We start from the raw sequence: 21,199 nt of genomic DNA on the forward strand, positions 1-21,199 counted from the left end.
TGAGGGCAGGTATGCGTAAACAGGTTGGAGTGATCGGGTGTCTCGTCATCCTCGTCGCTGGATGCAGCGCGAAGGAGCCCGATCTGATCACGTTCCGCGCCTCGAACGATGGCGACGGGCCCGATGAGTTTGCGATTCTGCCGTCAAAGCCCCTGCAAACCCCTGAATCCTTCGCGGAACTGCCCGCCCCCACGCCGGGCGGCAGCAACCTCACCGATCCGACGCCAGAGGCCGATATGGTCGCCGCTCTCGGCGGCAATCCGGCGGTGCTCGCCCGCGCGTCGACAGATGGGGGGCTTCTGAATTATGCGGGCCGCTACGGTGTGGCGCAGGGCATCCGCGGTCAGCTCGCCGCGGCAGACCTCCGCTTCCGTCAGCAGAACCCCGGGCTTCCGCTCGAACGGCTGTTCAACGTCACCACATATTTCGACGCCTACAGCGATCAGGCACTCGACCAGTATCTCGAGCTTGAACGCTTCCGGCGCGCCGGGATCCGTACGCCCGCCGCCCCGCCGCTTCCCGTCGACGACGAGTAACCTCACAACCGCGTCATCACCCGCTTGAACGGTGGCGCGGAAGGCGTACCTTCCTCTCAACGGTCAAGCCGGAAGGACGTTCATGTTCAGACGCATTGCAGCCCTCGCGACGGCGCTTTCCATTGCCACCGCGGCCACAGCGGCGGAAGTCACGAATTTCACCCTCGACAACGGGCTCGAGGTGGTAGTGCTCGAGGATCACCGCGCGCCGGTGGTCGTCCACATGGTCTGGTATCGCGTGGGCTCCGCCGACGAACCGCGCGGCAAATCTGGCATCGCCCATTACCTCGAACACCTGATGTTCAAGGGCACCGACACGACCGGGCCGGGCGAATTCTCCGATATCGTCGCCGCCAATGGCGGCAACGACAACGCCTTCACCTCGTTCGATTACACCGGTTACTTCCAGCGCGTCGCCGCCGACCGGCTCGAGCTGATGATGAAGCTCGAAGCCGACCGCATGCAAAACCTCAGCATCGCGCCCGAATTCGTCGACAGCGAACGCGCCGTCGTTCTCGAGGAGCGCAACCAGCGAGTGGAGAATGATCCGGGTGCTCTCTTCCAGGAACAGCGCAGGGCGGCACAGTACCTTCATCACCCCTACGGCATCCCGATCATCGGCTGGAAGCACGAGATCGAAACTCTGACGGTCGGTGATGCCGTCAGCTTCTACGAGGCGCATTATGCTCCCAACAACGCGATCCTGATCGTGGCGGGCGATGTGGAACCCGACGAGGTGCGCGTGCTGGCGGAACGCCATTACGGACCGATCCCCGCCAACCCGGCGATCACCCCGCGCGACCGGGTGGACGAGCCCCCGCAGCTGTCCGAACGGCGCATGGTCTACCAGGATCCGCGGGTCGCACAGCCTTATGTCGCCCGCAGCTATCTTGCCCCCGAACGCGACCCGGGCGACCAGCGCGAGGCGGCGGCACTCACCCTTCTCGCAAACGTTCTGGGCGGGTCGCAGACGACGTCGGTGCTGGCTCAGAAGCTTCAGCTCGAACAGAAGATGTCGATCTACAGCGATGCGTCTTATCGGGGCGTCTCGCTCGACGATACCACCTTCTCCCTCTTTACCGCTCCCCCGGATGGCGTAAGCCTCGAGGATGCCGAGGCCGCGCTTGACGTTGCGGTTGCCGAATTCCTGGAAGAGGGCGTCGATCCCGAACAACTCGATCGCATCAAGGCACAGATCCGCGCCTCTGAAATCTATGACGCCGACAGCGTGCAGCGGCTCGCCAACCGCTATGGCAATGCCCTGACCTCAGGGCTTACGCTTGAGGATATCGAGGCCTGGCCCGAAGTCCTCGACTCTATCACGGGCGATGAAATCATCGCCGCGGCCAGGCGTGTCTTCGATCGCCGCAATGCCGTCACCGGCTGGGTCATGCCGCCCCCGATTATCGAAGGAGACGTCTCGCAATGATCCGCTTCGCCGTTACCCTGGCCGCCTTCTTCGTCGCGGCGCTGCCCGCGCAGGCGGAAGTCGACATTACGGAGGTTACCACCCCCGGTGGCTTCTCTGCCTGGCTGGTCGAGGAACATTCGATCCCCTTCGTCGCCGTCGAATTTCGCTTCAAGGGCGGCACCTCGCTCGACGCCGAGGGCAAGCGCGGCGCGACGAACCTGATGACGGCCATGATCGAGGAAGGCGCGGGCGAGATGGACGCCATTGCCTTCTCCAAGCGGCGAGAGGAACTGGCGACAAGCATCGGGTTCAGCGTGCACGACGACGCCCTGTCGGTCTCTTTCCGCTTCCTCACAGAAAACCGGGATGCATCGGTGGAGCTTCTGAAGACCGCCCTCACCGATCCCCGGTTCGATCAGACGGCCCTCGAACGTGTGCGCGCGCAGGTCCTGTCCTCGATCCGGTCCAGCGAAACGGACCCAAGCGAAATCGCACAATCCACCTTCAATGCGATGGCATGGGGCAGTCATCCCTATGGCTCTTCCGGCGACGGCACGATCGACAGCGTCACCGCCCTGACGCGGGATGATATCTTCGACGCCCACGCCGCTGCCATTGCGAAGGACCGCGCCGTGATCGGCGCGGTGGGCGATATCACGCCCGAGGAACTCGTGTCCCTGATCGACGAGGTTCTGGGCGATCTCCCCGAAACCGGTGCGCCCCTGCCAGAGATGGCCGAGCTTCAGCTTGAACCCGGTATCACGGTCGTGCCCTTCGAAACGCCCCAGGCCGTTGCTTTCTTCGGTCACGAAGGGCTGTCGCGGGACGACGACGATTTCTTCGCGGCCTATATCGTGAACGAGATCTTTGGCGGCCACGGCCTTGAATCGCGTCTCCACCGCGAGGTGCGCGCCAAGCGCGGGCTGACCTACGGGATCGGCGCCTACCTGTCGTCGCGCGACTATGGCGATCTCTTGATCGGGCAGGTATCGACGGTGAACGGGCGGATGCGCGAAACGGTGGATGTACTGACCGAGGAGTGGCGCCGTATCGCCGGGGATGGCATCACCGCGGAAGAACTCGAAGCGGCGCAAACCTATCTGACCGGTGCCTATCCCCTTCGCTTCGACGGCAATGCCCAGATTGCGCGCATCCTCGTCGGCATGCAGATGGACGATCTGCCGATCGACTACATCGCAACGCGGAATGACAGGATCCGGGCCGTTACGCTCGAGGAGGCCAACCGTGTCGCGGCACGGATCTACCGGCCCGAAGACCTTCAGATCGTCATTGCGGGCGAACCCGAAGGCATCGAGCCGTCGAACTGATTTCACCTTTGAAGAATCGGCGGCAGGCATGCTACCTGTTGTGGTATGCCCGTCGCCGAACCCAATATAAGCATTGATCGCACCCAAATCCGCCGTCTTGACGAGGCGGCCGTCAACCGTATCGCGGCGGGCGAGGTGGTCGAACGCCCTGCCTCCGCCGTCAGGGAACTGGTTGAAAACGCAATTGATGCCGGCGCCCGGCGGGTGGAAATCGACATCGCCCATGGCGGCAAGGGGCTGATCCGGGTTTCCGACGATGGCGGCGGCATCGTGCCGGGCGATCTGCCGCTTGCGGTGGCTCGCCACGCAACATCGAAGATCGACGGCTCCGATCTTCTGAACATCCACACCTTCGGCTTCCGGGGCGAGGCGCTCGCCTCCCTGGGTGCGGTCGGACGGCTCACGATCACATCACGCACGGCTGGGGGCGGCGCCCACCGGATCGAGGTGGACGGTGGCCGCACCGGCGCGGTAACCCCGGCTTCGGGTCGCCCAGGCACCGTCGTGGAACTGCGCGATCTCTTCTATGCAACCCCGGCGCGGCTCAAGTTCCTGCGTACCGACCGGGCGGAACTTCAGGCGGTTGCCGATACCGTGCGCCGCCTCGCCATGGCCGAACCCTCGGTCGCCTTCACCCTGCGCGATACCTCCGCCGAACCTCGCATCCTCCTCCGCCTCGCCGCCGAAACCGGCACCCCGATGGAGGCGCTTCACAGCCGCCTGACCGCGATCCTTGGCCGCGAATTCACCGACAATGCGATCCCGATCGATGCCACCCGCGAGGATCTTCACCTCTCGGGTTATGCGGCGCTGCCCACCTATTCGCGGGGTGCGGCCGTGGCACAGTTCCTCTTCGTCAATGGCCGCCCCGTGCGCGACAAGCTTCTGATCGGCGCCCTCCGCGCGGCCTATTCCGATTTCCTGAGCCGCGACAGGCACCCTGCAGCTGTCCTTTTCGTCGACTGCGCGCCCGAACGGGTGGACGTGAACGTGCACCCCGCGAAATCCGAGGTCCGCTTCCGCGATCCCGGCACGGCGCGCAGCCTTCTTGTCTCGGGCCTCCGCCACGCGCTGGCCGAAGCCGGGCACCGCGCCTCCACGACTGTTGCTGGCGCGGCGCTCGGCGCGTTCCGCCCCGGTCCCGCCGAACCCCGCGTCTACCAGATGGAAAGGCTGCCCCGCGGCCCCGCATTCCCGTCGGGCGATGCACAGGCGCTGACCCAGCTGTTCGAACCCCGCGAAACCTTTTCCGCCGCCACGGAGGCACCGCAACCGGCGGAAGACACCGCGCCCGCAGACGGCCCCCTCGGCGCAGCCCGGGCGCAGGTTCACCAGAACTACATCATCGCGCAAACAGCGGACGGCATCGTCGTCGTCGATCAGCACGCGGCCCACGAACGCCTCGTCTACGAGAAACTGAAGGCGCAGGCGGCGGCGGGCGGCGTCGCCTCCCAGGCCCTTCTTGTGCCCGAGATTGTCGAGATGTCTGAAAGCGACGCGGCAACCCTTTCGGCGGCGGCAGAGGATCTCGCACCCCTCGGGCTCGAGATCGAACCCTTCGGCCCCGGTGCCATCGCAGTCCGCGCGACGCCCGCCATTCTCGGCACGGTCGATGCCCGTGCCCTGATCCTCGATCTTCTTGATGAGTTGTCGGACGGGCAGGGCACCCGCGGCCTGCAGGGCCGGATCGAGGCGGTTCTGTCCCGCGTCGCCTGCCACGGTTCCGTCCGCTCCGGCCGCCAGATGCGGCCTGACGAAATGAACGCGCTTTTGCGCGAGATGGAGGCGACGCCCCATTCCGGCCAGTGCAATCACGGCCGCCCCACCTATATCGAACTCAAGCTGGCCGATATCGAGAGGCTGTTCGGGCGGTCATGATTCAGATCGGCGATCTCACCTTCTCCTTCAGCGAAACTCTCGTGATCGCGGGCGTCGTGGCCGCGGCGCTTCTGGGGCTGATCCTGCTCCTCCTGGTCCTCACCCTCGTCCGTGCCGGGCGTTCGGCGCGCATGGTCGTGCCGCTCGCCACCCATCTCGACGCCCTTTCAACCCGTGTTCAGGGGCTGTCGGACGGCCAGGAAAGGCTCGCAGGCGGTCTCACCCACGTGTCCGAGGCCCAGGTTGCCGCCCAGTCCAACATGCTCAAGCTGATGGAGGCGCGGCTCTCCGAAGTGTCCACCCGCATGAACGAAAACCTCTCGAACAGCGCCACCCGCACCGCGCGCTCGCTCGGGGATCTGCAACAGCGGCTGGAGACGATCGACAAGGCCCAGGCCAATATCGAAAAGCTCTCCGGCGATGTGCTGAGCCTTCAGGATATTCTGTCGAACAAACAGACCCGCGGCGCCTTCGGGGAAATCCAGTTGCACGATATCGTGTCGAAGGCGCTTCCGAGGGACAGCTTCACAATTCAGGCGAAGCTGTCGAACGACCGGCGCGCCGATTGCCTCATCCACTTGCCGAACCCGCCGGGGCCTATCGTCATCGATTCGAAGTTCCCTCTCGAGGCGTACGAGGCCCTCCGCGCCGCCGACACGCAGTGGGAGTTGAACGAGGCGGCCAAGGCGCTCCGCACCGCCGTCCGAAAGCACATCCGCGATATCGCAGAACGCTACATCATCGAAGGCGAGACGGCCGATGGCGCGCTCATGTTCCTGCCATCGGAAGCGGTCTATGCAGAACTCCACGCCAACTTTCCCGAAATCGTGCGGGAAGGCTTCGATCTCCGGGTCTGGACGGTTTCGCCCACCACCTGCATGGCGACGCTGAACACCATGCGCGCGATCCTGAAAGATGCGCGTATGCGCGAACAGTCTGGCGCGATCCGCAAGGAACTGAAGATGCTGCACGGGGATGTGGAGCGGCTGGTCGACCGTGTCGGCAACCTCGACCGCCATTTCACGCAGGCCGCCAAGGATATCTCGGATATCAAGATCTCCGCCGACAAGGCCGGCAAGCGCGCCCGCCGCCTCGACAACTTCGACTTCGAGGAACTGGGCGGAGAGCCTGAAACCCCGGTCGTGGCTCTCGCCCCCAAACAGGGTTGATATCTTCTCCCTTGGTGGTGGATCGCCCCGCGCCGTTCTGAAATAGTTCAGGTAAAACGGAGGGGCACATGTGCTGGAGCGCCACGGCTTCTGTCGCGATGGTCGCGGCAGGCGGGGTTGGGGCCGCGATCACCCTGAGACGCGGCGACCCGGCGGCGATCTGGGCCACGCTCGGCTTCTTCACGGTCATGGAAGGGCTTCAGGCCACCGGTTACGCGGTGATCGATCAATGCGGCAGCCCCGCCAACCGGACGATCACCATCCTGTCTTATCTGCACATCGCGTTGCAGCCGCTTTTCATCAACGCCTTCGCCATGGCAATCGCCCCCGTACGGCCTGGCCCTCAGGTGCGGCGATGGGTCTGGGCCCTCGCGGGGCTGGCCTCGGCGGTGCTGTTTCTGCGTCTCGTCCCGCTTCCGGCCCTTGGGTTCTGCGTCCCGGGGGAGGTGCTTTGCGGCCCGGCCTGGTGTCTGCGGTCCGGTGAATGGCACATTGCGTGGGAGGTTCCGCTCAACGGGCTCCCGACCGCTCTCGGGATCCCGTTTCAGTTTCCAAGCTACATGCTGGCTGTCTTTGCGCTACCCCTCGTCTACGGGGCCTGGCGCTTCGTCCTGTTCCACGCCGCGGCGGGGCCGCTTCTCGCCAGTCTCCTGACGCGGGATCCGAACGAGATGCCGGCAATCTGGTGCCTGTTCTCGATCGGTATCCTTGCCATCGCGCTCAGTCCGTTCATCCGCCACAAGGTGATGCGGGCGCATGTGCCGGGGCCCGCCCACATATGAGGCAGGCAGGCTGGCTCAGGTGGCCAGCCGCTCTTTCACCATCGGCCCGACGCGGCCGAAATCCATCTGGCCCGTGTACTTCGACTTCAACGCACCCATGACCTTGCCCATGTCGCGAATGCTGTCGGCCCCGGTCGATTTCACGGCCTTGTCGATCGCCGCGGCAATCTCTTCATCGTCGAGTTGCTTCGGCAGAAACTCCTCGATGACCTCGATTTCCTCGCGCTCCCGCTCCGCAAGCTCCAGCCGCCCGCCTTCTTCATAGGCGTGCACGCTGTCCTGACGCTGCTTCACCATCTTGCCGAGGATCATGAGGATATCGTCGTCGCCCACGCCCTCGTCCGAGCCATCGCCGCGCTTGGCGATGTCACGGTCCTTGATCGCCGCGTTGATCAGACGAAGCGCGGATAGCCTGCGCTGGTCCTTCGCCTTCATCGCGGATTTGAGCGCCTCGGAGACGCGGGTTCGCATGTCCATAAGAATAACTCGTCGATTCTGGGAAACTGGGCTCTGCATATAGGGGCTTCGCGGCTGATCAGCAAGCGGCGTCCGACTTGACGCTGCGGCGCAGGCCCCATAGACCACAGCCGATTTACCCGCGCGATGGAGCCCCGAAGATGCCTGCCAAGCCGACCGCCTGCCTTGCTCTCGCCGATGGCACCCTGTTCTACGGCAAGGGCTTCGGCGCCACCGGCCTGACCGAGGCGGAACTCTGCTTCAACACCGCGATGACGGGGTATCAGGAGATCATGACCGATCCCTCCTACGCGGGCCAGGTCGTGACCTTTACCTTTCCCCATATCGGAAATGTCGGCGTGACGCCCGAAGACGACGAAAGCGCTGATCCGGTGGCGGCGGGCATGGTCGTCAAATGGGATCCCACAGAACCCTCGAACTGGCGCGCGGCGGGAGAGCTTTCTGACTGGCTGACGCGCCGGGGGCGGATCGGTATCGGCGGGCTCGACACACGCCGGCTGACCCGGGCGATACGGCAGCAGGGTGCGCCCCATGTGGCGCTCGCCCACAACCCCGATGGCGTGTTCGATATCGAGGCGCTGGTCGCCGCTGCCCGGGCCTTCCCGGGGCTCGAAGGGCTCGACCTCGCCAAGGATGTGACCTGCGCCCAGTCCTACCGCTGGGACGAGATGCGCTGGGCCTGGCCCGAGGGCTACACCCGCCAGACCGCGCCGCGCCACAAGGTGGTGGCGATCGATTATGGCGCCAAGCGCAACATCCTGCGTTGCCTTGCCAGCGCGGGGTGCGAGGTGACCGTGCTGCCCGCCACCGCGACGGCCGAGGATGTGCTGGCGCTCCGGCCCGACGGGCTGTTCCTGTCGAACGGCCCGGGGGATCCGGCGGCCACCGGCGTCTACGCTGTGCCCACGATCAAGGGGGTGCTCGACGCCTCCGATATCCCGGTATTCGGGATCTGCCTCGGCCACCAGATGCTCGCCCTCGCACTCGGCGCGAAAACGATCAAGATGAACCACGGCCATCACGGGGCGAACCACCCGGTCAAGGATATCGAGACCGGCAAGGTCGAGATCACGTCGATGAACCACGGCTTCACCGTCGACAGCCAGACCCTGCCCATCGGCGTGAAGGAAACCCATGTGTCGCTCTTCGACGGCTCGAATTGCGGGATCCGGATGGAGGATCGCCCGGTCTTCTCCGTCCAGTATCACCCCGAGGCCAGCCCCGGCCCGCAGGATTCTTATTATCTCTTCGAACGCTTCTCCGAGGCCATGGCCCGCAGCGTCCCGGCCTGATTTTTTCGTAAACCGCGCATTAACGTTAACGGCTTCTTAAGGCTGAGGTCCCCATCAAGGCGGGGTGACCGACCCTTGAGGTGCCCCTATGCCCGATTATCGACCGGACCCGACCCTTGGGAATCTAAGGCCGTCCGAAATCGGCATTGTCGATCTGGCCTCTCCCTTCCCTGGCCAGCGCCTGGGGGAAATCCTCGTGGGGCGCGGCGCGCTACGCCCCGATCGGCTCGACCGGGCGCTCTGGCTGCAGCAAAGCGTGGGGCAGGCGGCTGGCCCGCTCGGGCGCATCCTGCTCGACGAACACCTGGCCACCCGCGACGCGGTTGATGCGGGGCTCGCGCTTCAGCGCGGGGTCTGGCAGGCGCCGGTTTCTGCCGACGGGCTCGAGATCGAGATCATCCACCCGTTCGGCGCCGATCGGTGCCTTCGTCACCGCCTGCTGCCGTGGCGCAGCCGGAACGGCACGGTCATTGTTGCAACCGCTCGGCCGGCCTCGTTCGAGGCGCTGCGGCCAGACCTTGAAAAAGCCTACGGGCGCGTCACCATGGCCATCGCCGACGAAGCGGCGATCATCGACACGCTGGTGGCAAGCTGCGGCGAGGCCCTGGTCGCGCGCGCCGAAGCGCGACCCGAGCGTGCCCACAGCGTACGGGGCTTTTCGCGCCTCGGCCTCTTCTCGGCGCTCCTTGGCGTTGGGCTATGTCTCGCACTCACCGCGTCGGTTGCACCGGTGATTCTCCTCAACTGTCTTCTTGGCCTCGCGGCTCTTGCACTTCTCTCCATGTCTCTGCTGAAGCTCGCGGCCCTTTTCGCCTGCCGCCGTCCGCCGAAGGTGCAGATCGCGATCCCTCCGGATATCGCCCTCCGCCTGCCGCGCATCTCCCTTCTCGTCCCGCTTCTCGACGAGGCGGCGATATCAGGAGCGCTCGTCAAGCGTCTGCGCGCCCTCGAATACCCCTCGGATCGCCTCGACGTGACGCTGATCGTCGAAGCCAGCGATACCGGCACACCGGGCTCCCTGACCCGCGCCACCCTGCCGCCGAACTGGCGGATCGTCACCGTGCCACGCGGCACGGTTCGCACGAAGCCCCGCGCTCTGAATTACGGGCTCGATTTCGCGGAAGGCGATATCATCGGCGTCTACGATGCCGAGAACGCGCCGGAACCCGATCAGTTGCGACGCATCGTGGCGCAATTCGCCGTCGCCGCGCCGGATACCGTCTGCCTTCAGGGCCGGCTCGACTTCTACAATCCGCGCCAGAACTGGCTCGCCCGCTGCTTCACCATCGACTACGCGGCCTGGTTCCGCATCGTCCTGCCGGGTATCGCGCGGCTCGGCCTCGCCGTTCCCCTCGGGGGCACGACGCCGTTCTTCCGCCGCGCGGCCCTTGAAGAGCTCGGGCGCTGGGACGCACATAACGTCACCGAAGACGCCGATCTCGGCATTCGCCTTGCCCGCGCCGGCTATCGCACCGAAATGGCCGACACCACGACGTTCGAAGAAGCGAACTGCCGGGCGATGCCATGGATCCGACAGCGCGCCCGCTGGCTCAAGGGATATGCGCTGACCTGGGCCGTGCACATGCGCCACCCCCTGCGCCTCTGGCGTGACCTGGGGCCACGAAAGTTTCTCGGCTTCCAGATCCTGTTCCTGGGCACGACGCTACTGTTCCTGCTCGCGCCGCTGATGTGGTCGCTTCTCGCTCTGCCGCTGGGCCTTGCGCATCCCGCGACAGCGCTGCCCACGGGGGTGCTGACAGGGATCGTCGCCCTGTTCATCGGCGCCGAATTCATCAATCTCGTGGTGAACCTCAGGGCAGTTCAGACCGCGAAGGATCGCTGGCTCACCGGCTGGACATTGACGATGCCGCTCTACTTCCCGCTCGCAGCGATCGCCAGCTACCGCGCCCTCTTCGGCATCGCGCTCGCCCCCACCCAGTGGGAGAAAACGCCCCACGGCCTCTCCCTCGAAGCGGTCAGGCCACCCCGCCCTGGGATTCCGCGTTCTGACGCAGGCGGCTCTCGAAAGCATGGCTGATATGGGCGCGGAACGCCTCCGCCGCCTTGTCCTCGTCCCGGGCCGCAATCGCGTCGACGATCGCCTGATGTTCGGCCAGCGCCGTTTCCCCGCGCCCCTCGATCGCCAGCGACGTCGTCGCCATCAGCGCCATCGACCGATAGACGAGATCAAGCTGCTGCACGAGAAACCGGTTGTGCGAGGCCAGGTGCACCTGGCGGTGGAACTGGCGGTTCGACCGGGCCAGCGCGGCGGGATCGCCGATCCGCGCCTTGTCGTCCTCCAGCATCCGCTCCATCACCCGCACCTCTTCGGTGGTTGCATGGCGCGCCGCCAGCCGCGCGGCCAGCGCCTCAAGCTCGGACCGCACCATGTAAAGCTCGGCCATGTCGTTATGGTCGAGCGAGGCGACGATCAGGCTTCGGCCATCTCGCGACAAAAGAGATTGCGTCTCCAGCCTCTGCAACGCCTCGCGGATCGGGGTTCGCGACACGCCGAACCGGTCGGCCAGTTCGCTTTCCACCAGCCGGTCGCCAGGGCGGTACACGCCCGAATCGATGGCCTGCAGGATCATCTGATAGGCATCGCCCTGCGAAGATTTCTGTTCCGTCATCGGTCCCGCCGCAATCTTTCGTGTTCTTCGAGGTTTAGGGCCCATGTCCCCGCCGATCAAGCGTTGCTGCCGGGCCCGGCGCAGCCTAGAACCCCTGCCATGGTGGCGCAGAACTTCTCTCACGTGACCCATTGGGTCTTCGATCTCGACAATACCCTCTACCCGCCCGAGGCGCGGCTCTTCGATCAGATCGAGGTTCGGATGACCGATTGGGTTGTCGAAACCCTGGGCGTCGACAGGCCCACGGCCGATCGCCTGCGGACGGAGTACTGGCGCCGGTACGGCACGACGCTGGCCGGCCTCATGGCCGAACATGGTGTCGATCCCGCACCTTACCTCACCCATGTGCACGAGATCTCGCTCGACCATCTCGAAGAGGACCGCGAGCTCAAGGCCCGGATCCGCGATCTACCGGGCCGCCGCATCGTCTACACCAACGGCTCGGCGCCCTATGCCGAACGCGTGCTGGCGGCGCGGGGTCTCTCAGGCCTCTTCGATGCGATCTACGGGGTCGAGCACGCAAACTTCCGCCCCAAGCCGGAGCGTGCGGCCTTCGAGGCGATCTTCACGGCCGACGGGACCGACCCGTCGAAAGCGGCGATGTTCGAAGACGATCCCCGCAATCTTGCCGCCCCGCACGAGATGGGCATGCGCACTGTCCATGTCGCGCCCGAACCCGAGCCTGCGCCCCATATTCACCACCACACCGACGATCTCACCGCCTTCCTCGCCCGGGTTCTGCCGTGACAACGCGCCCCATCCGCAAGACAGCCAACGTTTCGGCACTATCTGCCCCGAGATGATCGAAGATACCGATATCTTTGTCTCGGGCGGCGGGATCGCAGGCCTCGTCGCCGCCGCGGCCTTCGGGCAGGCGGGGTTCTCGGTCGTGCTCGCCGATCCCGCGCCGCCACCGGAAACGATGGAGGCCGAAGGCTCCGATCTGCGCTCCACCGCCTATCTTCAGCCGTCGCGCGACCTCATGGATGCCGCCGCCCTCTGGCCGGCGCTCGAAGCGCACGCAACCCCGCTCGAAGTGCTTCGCGTCATCGACACCACCGGCTGGCCGCCCGTCGAACGCGCGCGCCGCGATTTCCGCGCCGATGATCTGAGCGACCGGCCCTTCGGCTGGAACCTCCCCAACTGGCTCACCCGCAAGGTGCTGGCGGAAACGATCGCCGATCTGCCGAATGTCCGCCTCTGCCTCGGCACAGGGTTCCGGACACTCCTTGCCCGCGAAAGCGAGGCGCTTGTCACGCTCACCGACGGCACGCGCCTGCGCGCCCGCCTCGTTGTGGGGGCCGACGGGCGCACTTCGCCGGTGCGCGAGGCCGCGGGCATCGCATCGACCCGCACGGGTTACGGCCAGCGCGCCTTCGCGCTTGCAGCGCTGCACGAGCATCCGCACGAGAACATCTCGACGGAGATCTACAATCGCGGCGGCGCCTTCACCCTCGTGCCCATGCCCGATGTGGATGGCACGCCCTGCTCGGCGGTGGTCTGGATGAACGACGGCCCAGAGGCCGCGCGGCTCGATGCCCTCGACGCCGACGGCTTCGACGCGCATATGACGGAACGCAGCCTCGGCCTCCTCGGCCGCCTCACCACCACCGGGCCCCGCCGCCTCTGGCCGGTCATCACCCAGACGGCGGATCGGCTGACGGCCCGGCGCACAGCGCTTATCGCCGAGGCCGCCCATGTGCTGCCGCCGATCGGCGCGCAGGGGCTCAACACTTCGCTACAGGATATCGCGGCCCTCGTCCGCCTCGCGGCCGGGGATCCCGCGCATCTCGGCGAAGCGCCTATGCTCGACGCCTACAGCCGCCAGCGCAGCGCCGATATCCACCTCCGCGCGAAGGTGATCGACCTCTTCAACCGTGTCTGCAAGTCCGATGCCCCGCCCGTACAGGCCCTTCGCCTCGCCGGGCTGAAGGCCGTTCACGACATCGCGCCCATCCGCCGCGCGGTGATGCAGGCCGGGCTCGGTCGTCAGGCCACCTGATCGAGCGCGGCCTCGAACCGCGCCACGGCAGCATCGGTATCCATCAGCTTGTCGAGCCCGAAAAGCCCGATCCGGAACGTCTTGAACTCGGGGCCTTCGTCAACCATCAGCGGCACCCCGGCGGCGATCTGAACGCCCTGCGCCAGAAACGCGCGGCCCGACTGGATCTCGGGGTCGTCGGTGTAGGACACCACGACGCCCGGCGCCTGAAAACCCTCTGCCGCGACCGACCGGAACCCGCGTTTGGCCAGAACACCCCGCACGCCGTCGCCCAGCTTCCACTGCGCGGCCTTCAGCCGTTCGAAGCCATAATCCTTCGCCTCGATCATCGCGTCGCGAAACCCGCGCAGGGCATCGGTCGGCATCGTCGCGTGATAGGCATGCCCGCCGCCCTCATAGGCCTCCATGATCTGAAGCCACTTGCCCAGATCGACGGCGAAGCTCGTCGATTGCGTGGCCTTCACCCGCTCCAATGCGCGCGCGCTCATCATCACCAGCCCTGCGGACGGCGAGGCTGACCAGCCCTTCTGCGGGGCCGAAATCACCACGTCGAGGCCAAGCGCCTCCATATCGACCCAGACACAGCCCGAGGCGATGCAATCCAGCACGAAAAGCCCACCCACCTCGTGCACGGCCTCCGCCACGGCGCGCAGGTAATCGTCAGGCAGGATCATCCCCGCGCTCGTCTCCACATGGGGGGCGAAAACGACACCGGGCTTCACCTCGCGAATTCGCGAGGTCACCTCTTCGATCGGTGCGGGCGCAAAGGGCGCGTCGGGCGCGTTCCCCGTCCGCCGCGCCTTCATCACGATTTCTTCCGAGGGAATGCGTCCGGCTTCGAAAATCTGCGTCCAGCGATAGCTGAACCATCCGTTCCGAATGACCATCGCGGTCTGTCCGGTCGCCAGCTGCCGCGCCACGGCCTCCATCGCATAGCTTCCGCCGCCCGGGATCAGCGCCACGCCGTCGGCCTTGTAGACCTCCCGAAGCACTGCCGAGATATCGCGCATTACCCCCTGAAAGGCCGCCGACATGTGGTTGAGCGAGCGGTCGGTGAAGACCACCGAAAATTCCAGAAGCCCGTCTGGATCGACGTCGTTCAAGAGTGCCGGCATATCCTGTTCCTCCTTTGCGGGGCGGTGTCGCCCTAAGCCCTCGCGCTTTCGATCACCGAGGCCACATCACGCGCCTTGCGCGCGAGCGCAGCGGGTGCGCTTTCATCCAGTCCAAACGCCACCGCCCGATCGTAGATCGCATCTGACGTGTAGAAATCATATGCGGCAGAATTGCCCCCACCCTCCCAGAACTCGGTCAGCCAGATCTGTGGGCGCCCGATGCACCAGTCGTCCCAGAGCCGCGGTATCAGGATCTCATCGGGCGCCTCAAGCACCTGCGCGAACAGATCGTCAAGCGGCCAGCCCGCGATCCCGAACATGCAGAGAATGTCGTCGAGAAACGGCTCGGTCCCCGCCACCGTTCGCCGAAGGTAAAGGCGCTGGAACCGGTCGAGCACGGCCCATTCGGCCTTCGACCAGTTTTCGCGACGGCCGGTCTGATAGCGATTGAGGCTTACTTCGATCCCGACCGTCGCCGGCGCGTCGCCCCCGACCGCCAGCACCTCCAGAACCCGCGGCAGAAGATAGGCCCAGATGCTCTTCGGCAGCTCCGGCTCGCACGCCGCGAAGAACCAGTCGTTGAGATAGTGAAGCGGCAGCTCCGCGATCTCCGGCGTGAAGAAATCGCGCTCGATCTCCGGCTCCATGCAACAATCCGTGCACACGCCGGTCGCACCCGGCTTGGGATAGTCGAAGATGCGGTAGGCCTCCGTGATCACCTCGTGAAACGGATGGTCCTCGGTGATCTTGGCCTTCAGCGGCTTTTGCGTTTTCCGCGCCATTCCAACCTAGTCGTGCTGTACAATGACCGCCTCGAAATCATCGGCGCTCGTAACCTCGGTATGGTGTCCCCTGCCACCGGTATCTTCCATAAGCCAGAGATCGCCGGGGCCGATATCGCGGATATCCCCGTCGCTTGAGGTGACGCGCACCGCACAGCGCAGGCAAACAAGCGTCTGGCGGATCGGGGTCGGATGCACCGGCTCGTTCCAACCGGCCCTCAGCCGCAGGAACAGCATGTTGCGCGACGCCCGGCCCTCGGAAATCTCGATCGACTGTGCGGGCGGTGCGAATGTCTTCACCTCCAGCGCTATGTCCACGTCCTTCCACCGGCTTTCACCGCCGGCATCCATGTAGAGGTGATGATAGTGCATGGATCCCCCGTCGCCGGGTTCACCCAATCGGCCCCGGCCGCCGTTCCTCGGAGAGAAGCACATTCGCCTCCACCCCGCCAACCCCCGGCAGCGTCATGATCCGTCGCCGAAGCACCCGCTCGAAATCCGAGATGTCCCGTGCGACCACCCGCAGCCGGTAGTCGTAAAGCCCCAGTACATGATGCACCGCCTGAACCTCCGGGATCGCCGCCACCGCACGTTCGAAATCCTCGAGGCTGACGCGCCCCTTGGTGGCAAGCTTCACGCCAAGAAACACCGTCACCCCGAACCCCGCCTTCTCCAGATCAAGGTCGATTCGCCGGCCTTTGAGAATTCCCGCCTTGGTCAGTCGCCGGATCCGGCGCCAGGCGGCGGGCTGCGACAGCCCGATCTTCCGGCCCGCCGCCCCCGCCGAAAGTGCTCCGTCCTCTGCCAGAAGGCGCAGAAGACGGCGATCGGTTTCGTCGAGGTCGATCATATCGGCAGCCCCTGGGCCGATTTGATCACGGCGACCTGCATCAGCGCCTCGATATCGGCGATATGCGGCAGCGTGAGGATGCGCTCGCGATAGATCTCCTGGTAGTGGCCCATGTCGCGGGCGATCACCTCCAGCCGCACGTCGACGCGGCCCAGGAACGTCTGAATCTCGATCACCTCGGGCACGCTGCGGGCGGCCTCGAGGAAGGTGTCGAAGGCACGGGGATCCGTCTTGTCGAGCGTCACCCGCAGGCTGACCTCCACCTCGTATCCGACCGCACGCCAGTCGATCTCGGCATGGATGCCGCGGATCACCCCGCTCTCCCTCAGCCGCTCGATCCGGCGGGAGGCGGCGGCGGGCGAGATCCCGGCCCTCTGTGCCAGGTCCGTGCCGGTTGCATCGGGGTCCGCAAGCAAGTTGCGAAGAAGCCGCCTGTCCGTGTCGTCGAGCATGAGTATTTGTGCTGTGTCGAAGATCGAGAATGATTATTTCACAAAATAACGGATTTTGTCAAAATCAGCACGGATTCTTCACTGCCACCGGCCTATTGTCCGCCGCATCACGTTTCCAGAAAGGAAGGACGAACCCATGCGCGTCTACTACGACCGCGATTGCGACATCAATCTGATCAAGGACATGAAGGTGGCGATCCTCGGCTATGGCAGCCAGGGCCACGCCCACGCCCTCAACCTGCGCGATTCCGGCGCCAAGAACATCGTCGTGGCGCTGCGCGAAGGCTCGCCCTCGGCGAAAAAGGCTGAAGGCGAGGGCCTCCAGGTCATGAGCATCTCCGACGCCGCCGCCTGGTGCGATCTTCTGATGTTCACCATGCCCGACGAGCTTCAGGCCGAAACCTGGCGCGCGCATGTCAAGGATCACATCCGCCCCGGCGCGGCGATCGCCTTCGCCCACGGCCTTAACATCCATTTCGGCCTGATCGAGGCGCCGAAGGATATCGACGTCATCATGATGGCGCCGAAGGGCCCCGGCCACACCGTGCGCGGCGAATACGTCAAGGGCGGCGGCGTGCCCTGCCTCGTCGCGGTTCACAACGACGCCTCGGGCCGCGCGCTCGAGATCGGCCTCAGCTACTGCTCCGCCATCGGCGGCGGCCGCTCGGGCATCATCGAGACCGACTTCAAGGAAGAGTGCGAGACAGACCTGTTCGGCGAACAGGCCGTGCTCTGCGGTGGCCTCGTCGAACTGATCCGCATGGGCTTCGAAACGCTGGTCGAGGCGGGCTACGCCCCCGAGATGGCCTATTTCGAATGCCTCCACGAGGTGAAGCTGATCGTCGACCTGATCTACGAAGGCGGCATCGCGAACATGAACTACTCGATCTCGAACACGGCCGAATACGGCGAGTATGTCTCGGGGCCGCGGATTCTGCCCTATGACGAAACGAAGGCCCGCATGAAGGCCGTGCTCGACGACATCCAGCAGGGCCGCTTCGTGCGCGACTGGATGGCCGAATGCTCGGTCGGCCAGCCCTCGTTCAAGGCAATTCGCCGCAACAACGATGCACACCAGATCGAGGCGGTGGGCGAAACGCTCCGCGGCATGATGCCGTGGATCTCGGCCGGCAAGATGGTCGACAAGGAAAAGAACTGACCTTCGGGCAACAGGTCTGGGCGCCGGCGGCCATCTGCTCGCCGGCGCCCCATTTCCGCCCGCTGCCCGTGCCAGGGATGGCGTGATCCGTGGTAAGGACAGATCCCATGACGGCAGACACTCCCAATCCTGCGATCGAAATCCGTCCGGCACCGCGCGCGGTGAAGGATCGCATGGCAGCGCTCTGCGAACAGACCTTCGAGGAACACCGCGCCCGCCAGCCGCACGCTTTCCCGAAGAACGCCTACCGCATTCTCGTCGCGCCGCTGGTCGAAGCGGCCTTCTTCGGCACACTGCGCTCGCTGAAGCAGAGCCCCAACGCCTATGCCGCATTCATCGGTGGCGAGTTCGCAAGCTACGTGCTCCTGTCGCACTGGGCGCGGCGGAGCAGGAAACAGATGCCCTATGTTTCGGTTGACGATATCTGTGTCGAACCTGCGTTCAGGGGCAGAGGTGTCGCGCGCGCTCTTCTTCGCCATGTGCGCGCCCTGGCCGAAGAGCGGGGCTGGGACAGTCTCACCGCCCAGGTCTGGACAGGAAACGACGCGTCCGAGGCACTGTTTCGCTCGGAAGGTTTCACACCCGATTACATTCGTTTCAGCGCAGGGCCCGGGCGGCAGGCACGCGACTATCCCAACATGACCGGCCCTTCCCTCGTCCTGCATTGGTTGACGGGCGGCTGGTTCACGCTTGTCTCGGGCGCCATTGCCGGCGCTGCGCTCATGAAGCTCTTCGGATGACAATCTCTCCGGGCGGCGATATCACCGGCCTGCACCGACATTTCTGCTCCGGGCGACCTACATGACATCCGGCACGCCCGACGCGCCCGACGCCTCCAACTGGATCACGCTATTCATCCTCAGCATCGTCTGGGGGGCGGCCTTCATGAGCATGGCCCTCGCGCTCGAGGGCTACGGCCCCCTCACGGTCGCGGCGGGCCGGACGGGGATCGGGGCGCTTGCGCTTCTGATCCTCGGCTCCGCGCTGGGCCAGGGGCTGGGCCGCGTGCCGGGCCGGCAGGGCTGGGCCATGGTCTCCCTGATCGGGCTTCTGAACGTCGCCCTGCCGTTCGCGCTTCTGACCTGGGGCCTGCAATACGTGCCCTCGGCCTTCGCAGGTGTGTCGATGGGCGCGTCGCCGCTCTTCGTTCTGCCGCTCGCCATCCTTTTCTCGCCCGGCGAAAGCGCCGATCTGCGCCGCGTCATCGGCATCGTGGTGGGCTTCGTGGGGGTCATTGTTCTGGTCGTCCCCGGAGGCGAGCTGGCCTCGGGCGGCGAGAACGAGATGCCGGGGCGCCTCGCCTGTGTCACGGCCACCCTCTGCTACGCGGTGGGCGCGATCCTGACACGGCGCGCGCCACCCATGCCGCCGCTCACGCTCACGGGGGGGATGCTTCTGGTCGCGACTGCCGTCCTCGCGCCGTTTGCCCTGATCTTCGATGGTCTGCCCGAGGTCTCGGTCAGCCGCGCCACCCTTGCGCTGATCTTTGTCGGTCTCTGCCCCACCGGGATCGCCTTCTTCCTCAGGGTGCGGATCATCCAGTCGGCTGGGATGATCTTCATGAGCCTCGTGGCCTACATGGTGCCGGTCTGGGCGGTGATCTTCGGCGTGTTCCTGATGGGGGAAGAGCTTCAGCCATCGCTCTACATCGCCGTTCTGCTGATCGTCGCCGGCGTCGCCGCGGCCCAGTGGTCCAGCCTTTCGCGCCTGTTCCGCCGCTGACGCACCCTTGCCCTGCGCAAACGCAGACTTGTTGCGGGATGACCGCCCGCCCACATCGCGCGGCATGACACATCCATCCATACACACCCGCGACGGCTGGCCGGAAGAGGCCGCCACGCTTCTTGCCGATTACCCGCGCGATCTCTGGCCGGGGCATCCGCATTTCGCCCGCTCGATCCAGAACTGGATGGGCGCGCATCGCGGTTTCCGCCAGTTGAGCGGCCTCTTGCGCGACACGGCAGAAGGTTATCTCGATCGTGACATCGCGCCCGAGGCGGCGGCGGGCCGGCTTGGCTATTACGGCGATATCCTCGTGCGCAACCTCCACGGTCATCATACCTGGGAGGACCGGTCGTTCTTTCCCGAGATTCGCGCGGCGGACCAGCGGTTCGACCGTGGGCTCGAGACGCTGGAAAGCGATCATGACGTGCTCGACGAAACGCTGGAGGTTCTGACGGGCCGCGCGAACCGGGTGATCAAGCTGATCCAGCTCGACGAACCGCAGGCGCGCGGCGAGGCGGGCGCGCTCCACGAAAGCGCCAGCCGGATCGAGCGGTTTCTCGACCGGCACCTGACCGACGAAGAGGATCTGGTCGTTCCGATCCTCCTGCATCATCGGATGCGCGGCTGACACGCACCAGATGGTGTTGAAAGGTGTGCCGCCAGCCCTTGCGCATGGCACGGGTTGGCGTCACTCCATGGCCATGCCGCAGCCGTCTCCAGCCACGCCCGGCGCGCTGAACTGGGCCCTTGTCCTCGGTCTCGGCGTTGTCTGGGGCACTGCCTTCATGGGGGTCGAAGTGGCGCTGCGGGCCTATCCGCCGTTCACCGTGGCGGCGGGGCGGGTGCTGATCGGCGCACTGGTGCTTCTCGTCGTCGGGCCGATCTTGGGGCAGGGCCTTACCCGCATTCCCTCGGCCCGCGGCTGGCTCTTCGCCTGCCTTGTGGGGATTGCTGCCGCAGCCGTGCCGTTTTCCCTTCTCTCCTGGGGGCAACAGCATGTGCCCTCGGCCTTCGCAGGGGTCACCATGGGTGCCGTGCCGCTCCTGACCCTGCTGCTCGCGATGTACTTCTCGCGGGAAGAAGGCGTGGGGCCCCGCCGGATTGCGGGCGTCTCGCTCGGGTTCCTCGGCCTCGTGATCCTCGTCGGGCCGGGCGCCTTCTCGGGCGAATCCCCTCTCGTCGGCTGGGGCCGACTTGCCTGCGTTCTTTCGGCCTGCTGCTATGCGGTTGCGAACATCCTCACCCGGCGCGCGCCGCGGATGCCGCCCATCGCGCTCGCCACCGCGGCACTGCTGACCGCAAGCCTCGTTCTCGTGCCCCTCGCCCTCATGATCGAAGGCGTGCCCGACATTCCCCGCGCCCTGCCATCCGCAGCACTGGTCTGGGTCGCGCTCGGCCCCACGGCCCTCGCCGCCCTCGTGCAGGTCCGGATCATCCAGACTGCGGGCGCCCTGTTCATGAGCCAGGTCAGCTACATGGTGCCGCTCTGGTCGGTGATCTTCGGCATCCTGATCCTCGGCGAAACGCTCCCCAAACAGCTTTTCATCGCGCTTGGGCTCATCTTCACGGGCATCGCCTTCAGCCAGTGGAGCGCGCGGCGCCGGCGGTAAT

22 protein-coding genes are annotated in these 21,199 nt (G+C 65.7%); 15 read left to right on the forward strand and 7 right to left on the reverse strand.

The window, feature by feature from the left end; all coding sequences use genetic code 11:
* Window positions 1–11: 11 nt before the first annotated feature.
* From RXV90_RS10585 to RXV90_RS10610, 6 genes are all read left to right on the forward strand, one after another.
* Window positions 12–536, forward strand: a complete 525-nt coding sequence (locus RXV90_RS10585) for a DUF3035 domain-containing protein (RefSeq protein ID WP_316648617.1) — start codon at window positions 12–14, stop codon at window positions 534–536.
* Window positions 537–618: 82 nt separating this feature from the next.
* A complete protein-coding gene (locus RXV90_RS10590; RefSeq protein WP_316648618.1) occupies window positions 619–1,965 on the forward strand; it encodes a M16 family metallopeptidase in 1,347 nt (448 codons plus the stop codon).
* Window positions 1,962–3,275: a M16 family metallopeptidase gene (locus RXV90_RS10595; protein ID WP_316648619.1), complete on the forward strand. Its 1,314-nt coding sequence runs from the start codon at window positions 1,962–1,964 to the stop codon at window positions 3,273–3,275. The genes RXV90_RS10590 and RXV90_RS10595 overlap by 4 nt, the downstream gene beginning before the upstream one ends.
* Before the next feature lie 45 nt (window positions 3,276–3,320).
* Window positions 3,321–5,153, forward strand: a complete 1,833-nt coding sequence (gene mutL, locus RXV90_RS10600) for a DNA mismatch repair endonuclease MutL (RefSeq protein ID WP_316648620.1) — start codon at window positions 3,321–3,323, stop codon at window positions 5,151–5,153.
* Window positions 5,150–6,322, forward strand: coding sequence for a DNA recombination protein RmuC (locus RXV90_RS10605; RefSeq protein WP_316648622.1), 1,173 nt, complete (start codon window positions 5,150–5,152; stop codon window positions 6,320–6,322). The genes mutL and RXV90_RS10605 overlap by 4 nt, the downstream gene beginning before the upstream one ends.
* Window positions 6,323–6,390: 68 nt before the next feature.
* The gene (locus tag RXV90_RS10610; protein ID WP_316648623.1) at window positions 6,391–7,104 is read left to right on the forward strand and encodes a DUF5765 domain-containing protein; all 714 of its coding nucleotides are present in this window, start codon (window positions 6,391–6,393) and stop codon (window positions 7,102–7,104) included.
* Window positions 7,105–7,119: 15 nt separating this feature from the next.
* On the opposite strand, the gene RXV90_RS10615 is transcribed toward RXV90_RS10610, so the two are convergent.
* Window positions 7,120–7,581 carry a GatB/YqeY domain-containing protein gene (locus RXV90_RS10615; protein ID WP_316648624.1) on the reverse strand — a complete coding sequence of 154 codons (462 nt, stop codon included), beginning with the start codon at window positions 7,579–7,581 and terminating at the stop codon, window positions 7,120–7,122.
* Between the two features lie 140 nt (window positions 7,582–7,721).
* On the opposite strand from RXV90_RS10615, the gene carA reads away from it, so the two are divergent.
* Both carA and RXV90_RS10625 read left to right on the forward strand, forming a co-directional pair.
* Complete coding sequence (gene carA / locus RXV90_RS10620; RefSeq protein ID WP_316648625.1) at window positions 7,722–8,873, forward strand: glutamine-hydrolyzing carbamoyl-phosphate synthase small subunit; 1,152 nt, start codon at window positions 7,722–7,724, stop codon at window positions 8,871–8,873.
* A gap of 88 nt (window positions 8,874–8,961) precedes the next feature.
* Complete coding sequence (locus RXV90_RS10625; protein WP_316648626.1) at window positions 8,962–10,911, forward strand: glycosyltransferase family 2 protein; 1,950 nt, start codon at window positions 8,962–8,964, stop codon at window positions 10,909–10,911.
* On the opposite strand, the gene RXV90_RS10630 is transcribed toward RXV90_RS10625, so the two are convergent.
* On the reverse strand, window positions 10,850–11,503 hold the full coding sequence (locus RXV90_RS10630) for a GntR family transcriptional regulator (RefSeq protein WP_316648628.1): 654 nt from the start codon (window positions 11,501–11,503) through the stop codon (window positions 10,850–10,852). The two genes, RXV90_RS10625 and RXV90_RS10630, sit on opposite strands and share 62 nt — an antisense overlap.
* A gap of 99 nt (window positions 11,504–11,602) precedes the next feature.
* On the opposite strand from RXV90_RS10630, the gene RXV90_RS10635 reads away from it, so the two are divergent.
* Window positions 11,603–12,250, forward strand: a complete 648-nt coding sequence (locus RXV90_RS10635; protein ID WP_316648630.1) for a pyrimidine 5'-nucleotidase — start codon at window positions 11,603–11,605, stop codon at window positions 12,248–12,250.
* 52 nt (window positions 12,251–12,302) lie between these two features.
* On the forward strand, window positions 12,303–13,505 hold the full coding sequence (locus tag RXV90_RS10640; protein ID WP_316648632.1) for an FAD-dependent monooxygenase: 1,203 nt from the start codon (window positions 12,303–12,305) through the stop codon (window positions 13,503–13,505).
* Here RXV90_RS10640 and RXV90_RS10645 read toward each other — a convergent pair.
* The 5 genes from RXV90_RS10645 to RXV90_RS10665 are packed head-to-tail and all read right to left on the reverse strand — an operon-like array spanning window position 13,493 to window position 16,704.
* Window positions 13,493–14,620 (reverse strand): alanine--glyoxylate aminotransferase family protein, encoded by a 1,128-nt coding sequence (locus RXV90_RS10645; RefSeq protein ID WP_316648633.1) that lies wholly within the window; start codon window positions 14,618–14,620, stop codon window positions 13,493–13,495. The genes RXV90_RS10640 and RXV90_RS10645 overlap by 13 nt on opposite strands.
* Window positions 14,621–14,652: 32 nt before the next feature.
* A complete protein-coding gene (locus RXV90_RS10650; protein ID WP_316648634.1) occupies window positions 14,653–15,402 on the reverse strand; it encodes a hypothetical protein in 750 nt (249 codons plus the stop codon).
* A 6-nt stretch (window positions 15,403–15,408) separates the two neighbouring features.
* Complete coding sequence (locus tag RXV90_RS10655) at window positions 15,409–15,774, reverse strand: cupin domain-containing protein (protein ID WP_316648635.1); 366 nt, start codon at window positions 15,772–15,774, stop codon at window positions 15,409–15,411.
* A 19-nt stretch (window positions 15,775–15,793) separates the two neighbouring features.
* Window positions 15,794–16,252: an Lrp/AsnC family transcriptional regulator gene (locus tag RXV90_RS10660; RefSeq protein ID WP_316648636.1), complete on the reverse strand. Its 459-nt coding sequence runs from the start codon at window positions 16,250–16,252 to the stop codon at window positions 15,794–15,796.
* Window positions 16,249–16,704 carry an Lrp/AsnC family transcriptional regulator gene (locus RXV90_RS10665; protein WP_316648637.1) on the reverse strand — a complete coding sequence of 152 codons (456 nt, stop codon included), beginning with the start codon at window positions 16,702–16,704 and terminating at the stop codon, window positions 16,249–16,251. The genes RXV90_RS10660 and RXV90_RS10665 overlap by 4 nt, the downstream gene beginning before the upstream one ends.
* A 136-nt stretch (window positions 16,705–16,840) precedes the next feature.
* Between RXV90_RS10665 and ilvC the strand changes: the two genes are divergently transcribed.
* The 5 genes from ilvC to RXV90_RS10690 all read left to right on the forward strand — a co-directional run bounded on the left by ilvC (window position 16,841) and on the right by RXV90_RS10690 (window position 21,198).
* Entirely contained in the window at window positions 16,841–17,863 is a 1,023-nt protein-coding gene (gene ilvC, locus RXV90_RS10670) for a ketol-acid reductoisomerase (protein ID WP_316648638.1), read from the forward strand.
* Between the two features lie 107 nt (window positions 17,864–17,970).
* Complete coding sequence (locus RXV90_RS10675; RefSeq protein ID WP_316648639.1) at window positions 17,971–18,603, forward strand: GNAT family N-acetyltransferase; 633 nt, start codon at window positions 17,971–17,973, stop codon at window positions 18,601–18,603.
* 61 nt (window positions 18,604–18,664) lie between these two features.
* The gene (locus tag RXV90_RS10680) at window positions 18,665–19,585 is read left to right on the forward strand and encodes a DMT family transporter (protein ID WP_316648640.1); all 921 of its coding nucleotides are present in this window, start codon (window positions 18,665–18,667) and stop codon (window positions 19,583–19,585) included.
* A 64-nt stretch (window positions 19,586–19,649) separates the two neighbouring features.
* The gene (locus RXV90_RS10685; RefSeq protein ID WP_316648641.1) at window positions 19,650–20,216 is read left to right on the forward strand and encodes a hemerythrin domain-containing protein; all 567 of its coding nucleotides are present in this window, start codon (window positions 19,650–19,652) and stop codon (window positions 20,214–20,216) included.
* Window positions 20,217–20,283: 67 nt separating this feature from the next.
* Window positions 20,284–21,198, forward strand: a complete 915-nt coding sequence (locus RXV90_RS10690; protein ID WP_316648642.1) for a DMT family transporter — start codon at window positions 20,284–20,286, stop codon at window positions 21,196–21,198.
* The last annotated feature ends 1 nt before the right edge of the window (window position 21,199 follow it).

The organism is Ovoidimarina sediminis, assembly GCF_032586175.1.
GTDB classification, from domain to species: Bacteria; Pseudomonadota; Alphaproteobacteria; order Rhodobacterales; family Rhodobacteraceae; genus Ovoidimarina; species Ovoidimarina sediminis.

Bases quoted from the DNA above. Each gene is read 5' to 3' on its own strand.
- RXV90_RS10585 (WP_316648617.1), top strand. From the start codon at position 12: ATGCGTAAACAGGTTGGAGTGATCGGGTGTCTCGTCATCCTCGTCGCT.
- RXV90_RS10590 (WP_316648618.1), top strand. From the start codon at position 619: ATGTTCAGACGCATTGCAGCCCTCGCGACGGCGCTTTCCATTGCCACC.
- RXV90_RS10595 (WP_316648619.1), top strand. From the start codon at position 1,962: ATGATCCGCTTCGCCGTTACCCTGGCCGCCTTCTTCGTCGCGGCGCTG.
- mutL (WP_316648620.1), top strand. From the start codon at position 3,321: ATGCCCGTCGCCGAACCCAATATAAGCATTGATCGCACCCAAATCCGC.
- RXV90_RS10605 (WP_316648622.1), top strand. From the start codon at position 5,150: ATGATTCAGATCGGCGATCTCACCTTCTCCTTCAGCGAAACTCTCGTG.
- RXV90_RS10610 (WP_316648623.1), top strand. From the start codon at position 6,391: ATGTGCTGGAGCGCCACGGCTTCTGTCGCGATGGTCGCGGCAGGCGGG.
- RXV90_RS10615 (WP_316648624.1), bottom strand. From the start codon at position 7,581: ATGGACATGCGAACCCGCGTCTCCGAGGCGCTCAAATCCGCGATGAAG.
- carA (WP_316648625.1), top strand. From the start codon at position 7,722: ATGCCTGCCAAGCCGACCGCCTGCCTTGCTCTCGCCGATGGCACCCTG.
- RXV90_RS10625 (WP_316648626.1), top strand. From the start codon at position 8,962: ATGCCCGATTATCGACCGGACCCGACCCTTGGGAATCTAAGGCCGTCC.
- RXV90_RS10630 (WP_316648628.1), bottom strand. From the start codon at position 11,503: ATGACGGAACAGAAATCTTCGCAGGGCGATGCCTATCAGATGATCCTG.
- RXV90_RS10635 (WP_316648630.1), top strand. From the start codon at position 11,603: ATGGTGGCGCAGAACTTCTCTCACGTGACCCATTGGGTCTTCGATCTC.
- RXV90_RS10640 (WP_316648632.1), top strand. From the start codon at position 12,303: ATGATCGAAGATACCGATATCTTTGTCTCGGGCGGCGGGATCGCAGGC.
- RXV90_RS10645 (WP_316648633.1), bottom strand. From the start codon at position 14,620: ATGCCGGCACTCTTGAACGACGTCGATCCAGACGGGCTTCTGGAATTT.
- RXV90_RS10650 (WP_316648634.1), bottom strand. From the start codon at position 15,402: ATGGCGCGGAAAACGCAAAAGCCGCTGAAGGCCAAGATCACCGAGGAC.
- RXV90_RS10655 (WP_316648635.1), bottom strand. From the start codon at position 15,774: ATGCACTATCATCACCTCTACATGGATGCCGGCGGTGAAAGCCGGTGG.
- RXV90_RS10660 (WP_316648636.1), bottom strand. From the start codon at position 16,252: ATGATCGACCTCGACGAAACCGATCGCCGTCTTCTGCGCCTTCTGGCA.
- RXV90_RS10665 (WP_316648637.1), bottom strand. From the start codon at position 16,704: ATGCTCGACGACACGGACAGGCGGCTTCTTCGCAACTTGCTTGCGGAC.
- ilvC (WP_316648638.1), top strand. From the start codon at position 16,841: ATGCGCGTCTACTACGACCGCGATTGCGACATCAATCTGATCAAGGAC.
- RXV90_RS10675 (WP_316648639.1), top strand. From the start codon at position 17,971: ATGACGGCAGACACTCCCAATCCTGCGATCGAAATCCGTCCGGCACCG.
- RXV90_RS10680 (WP_316648640.1), top strand. From the start codon at position 18,665: ATGACATCCGGCACGCCCGACGCGCCCGACGCCTCCAACTGGATCACG.
- RXV90_RS10685 (WP_316648641.1), top strand. From the start codon at position 19,650: ATGACACATCCATCCATACACACCCGCGACGGCTGGCCGGAAGAGGCC.
- RXV90_RS10690 (WP_316648642.1), top strand. From the start codon at position 20,284: ATGGCCATGCCGCAGCCGTCTCCAGCCACGCCCGGCGCGCTGAACTGG.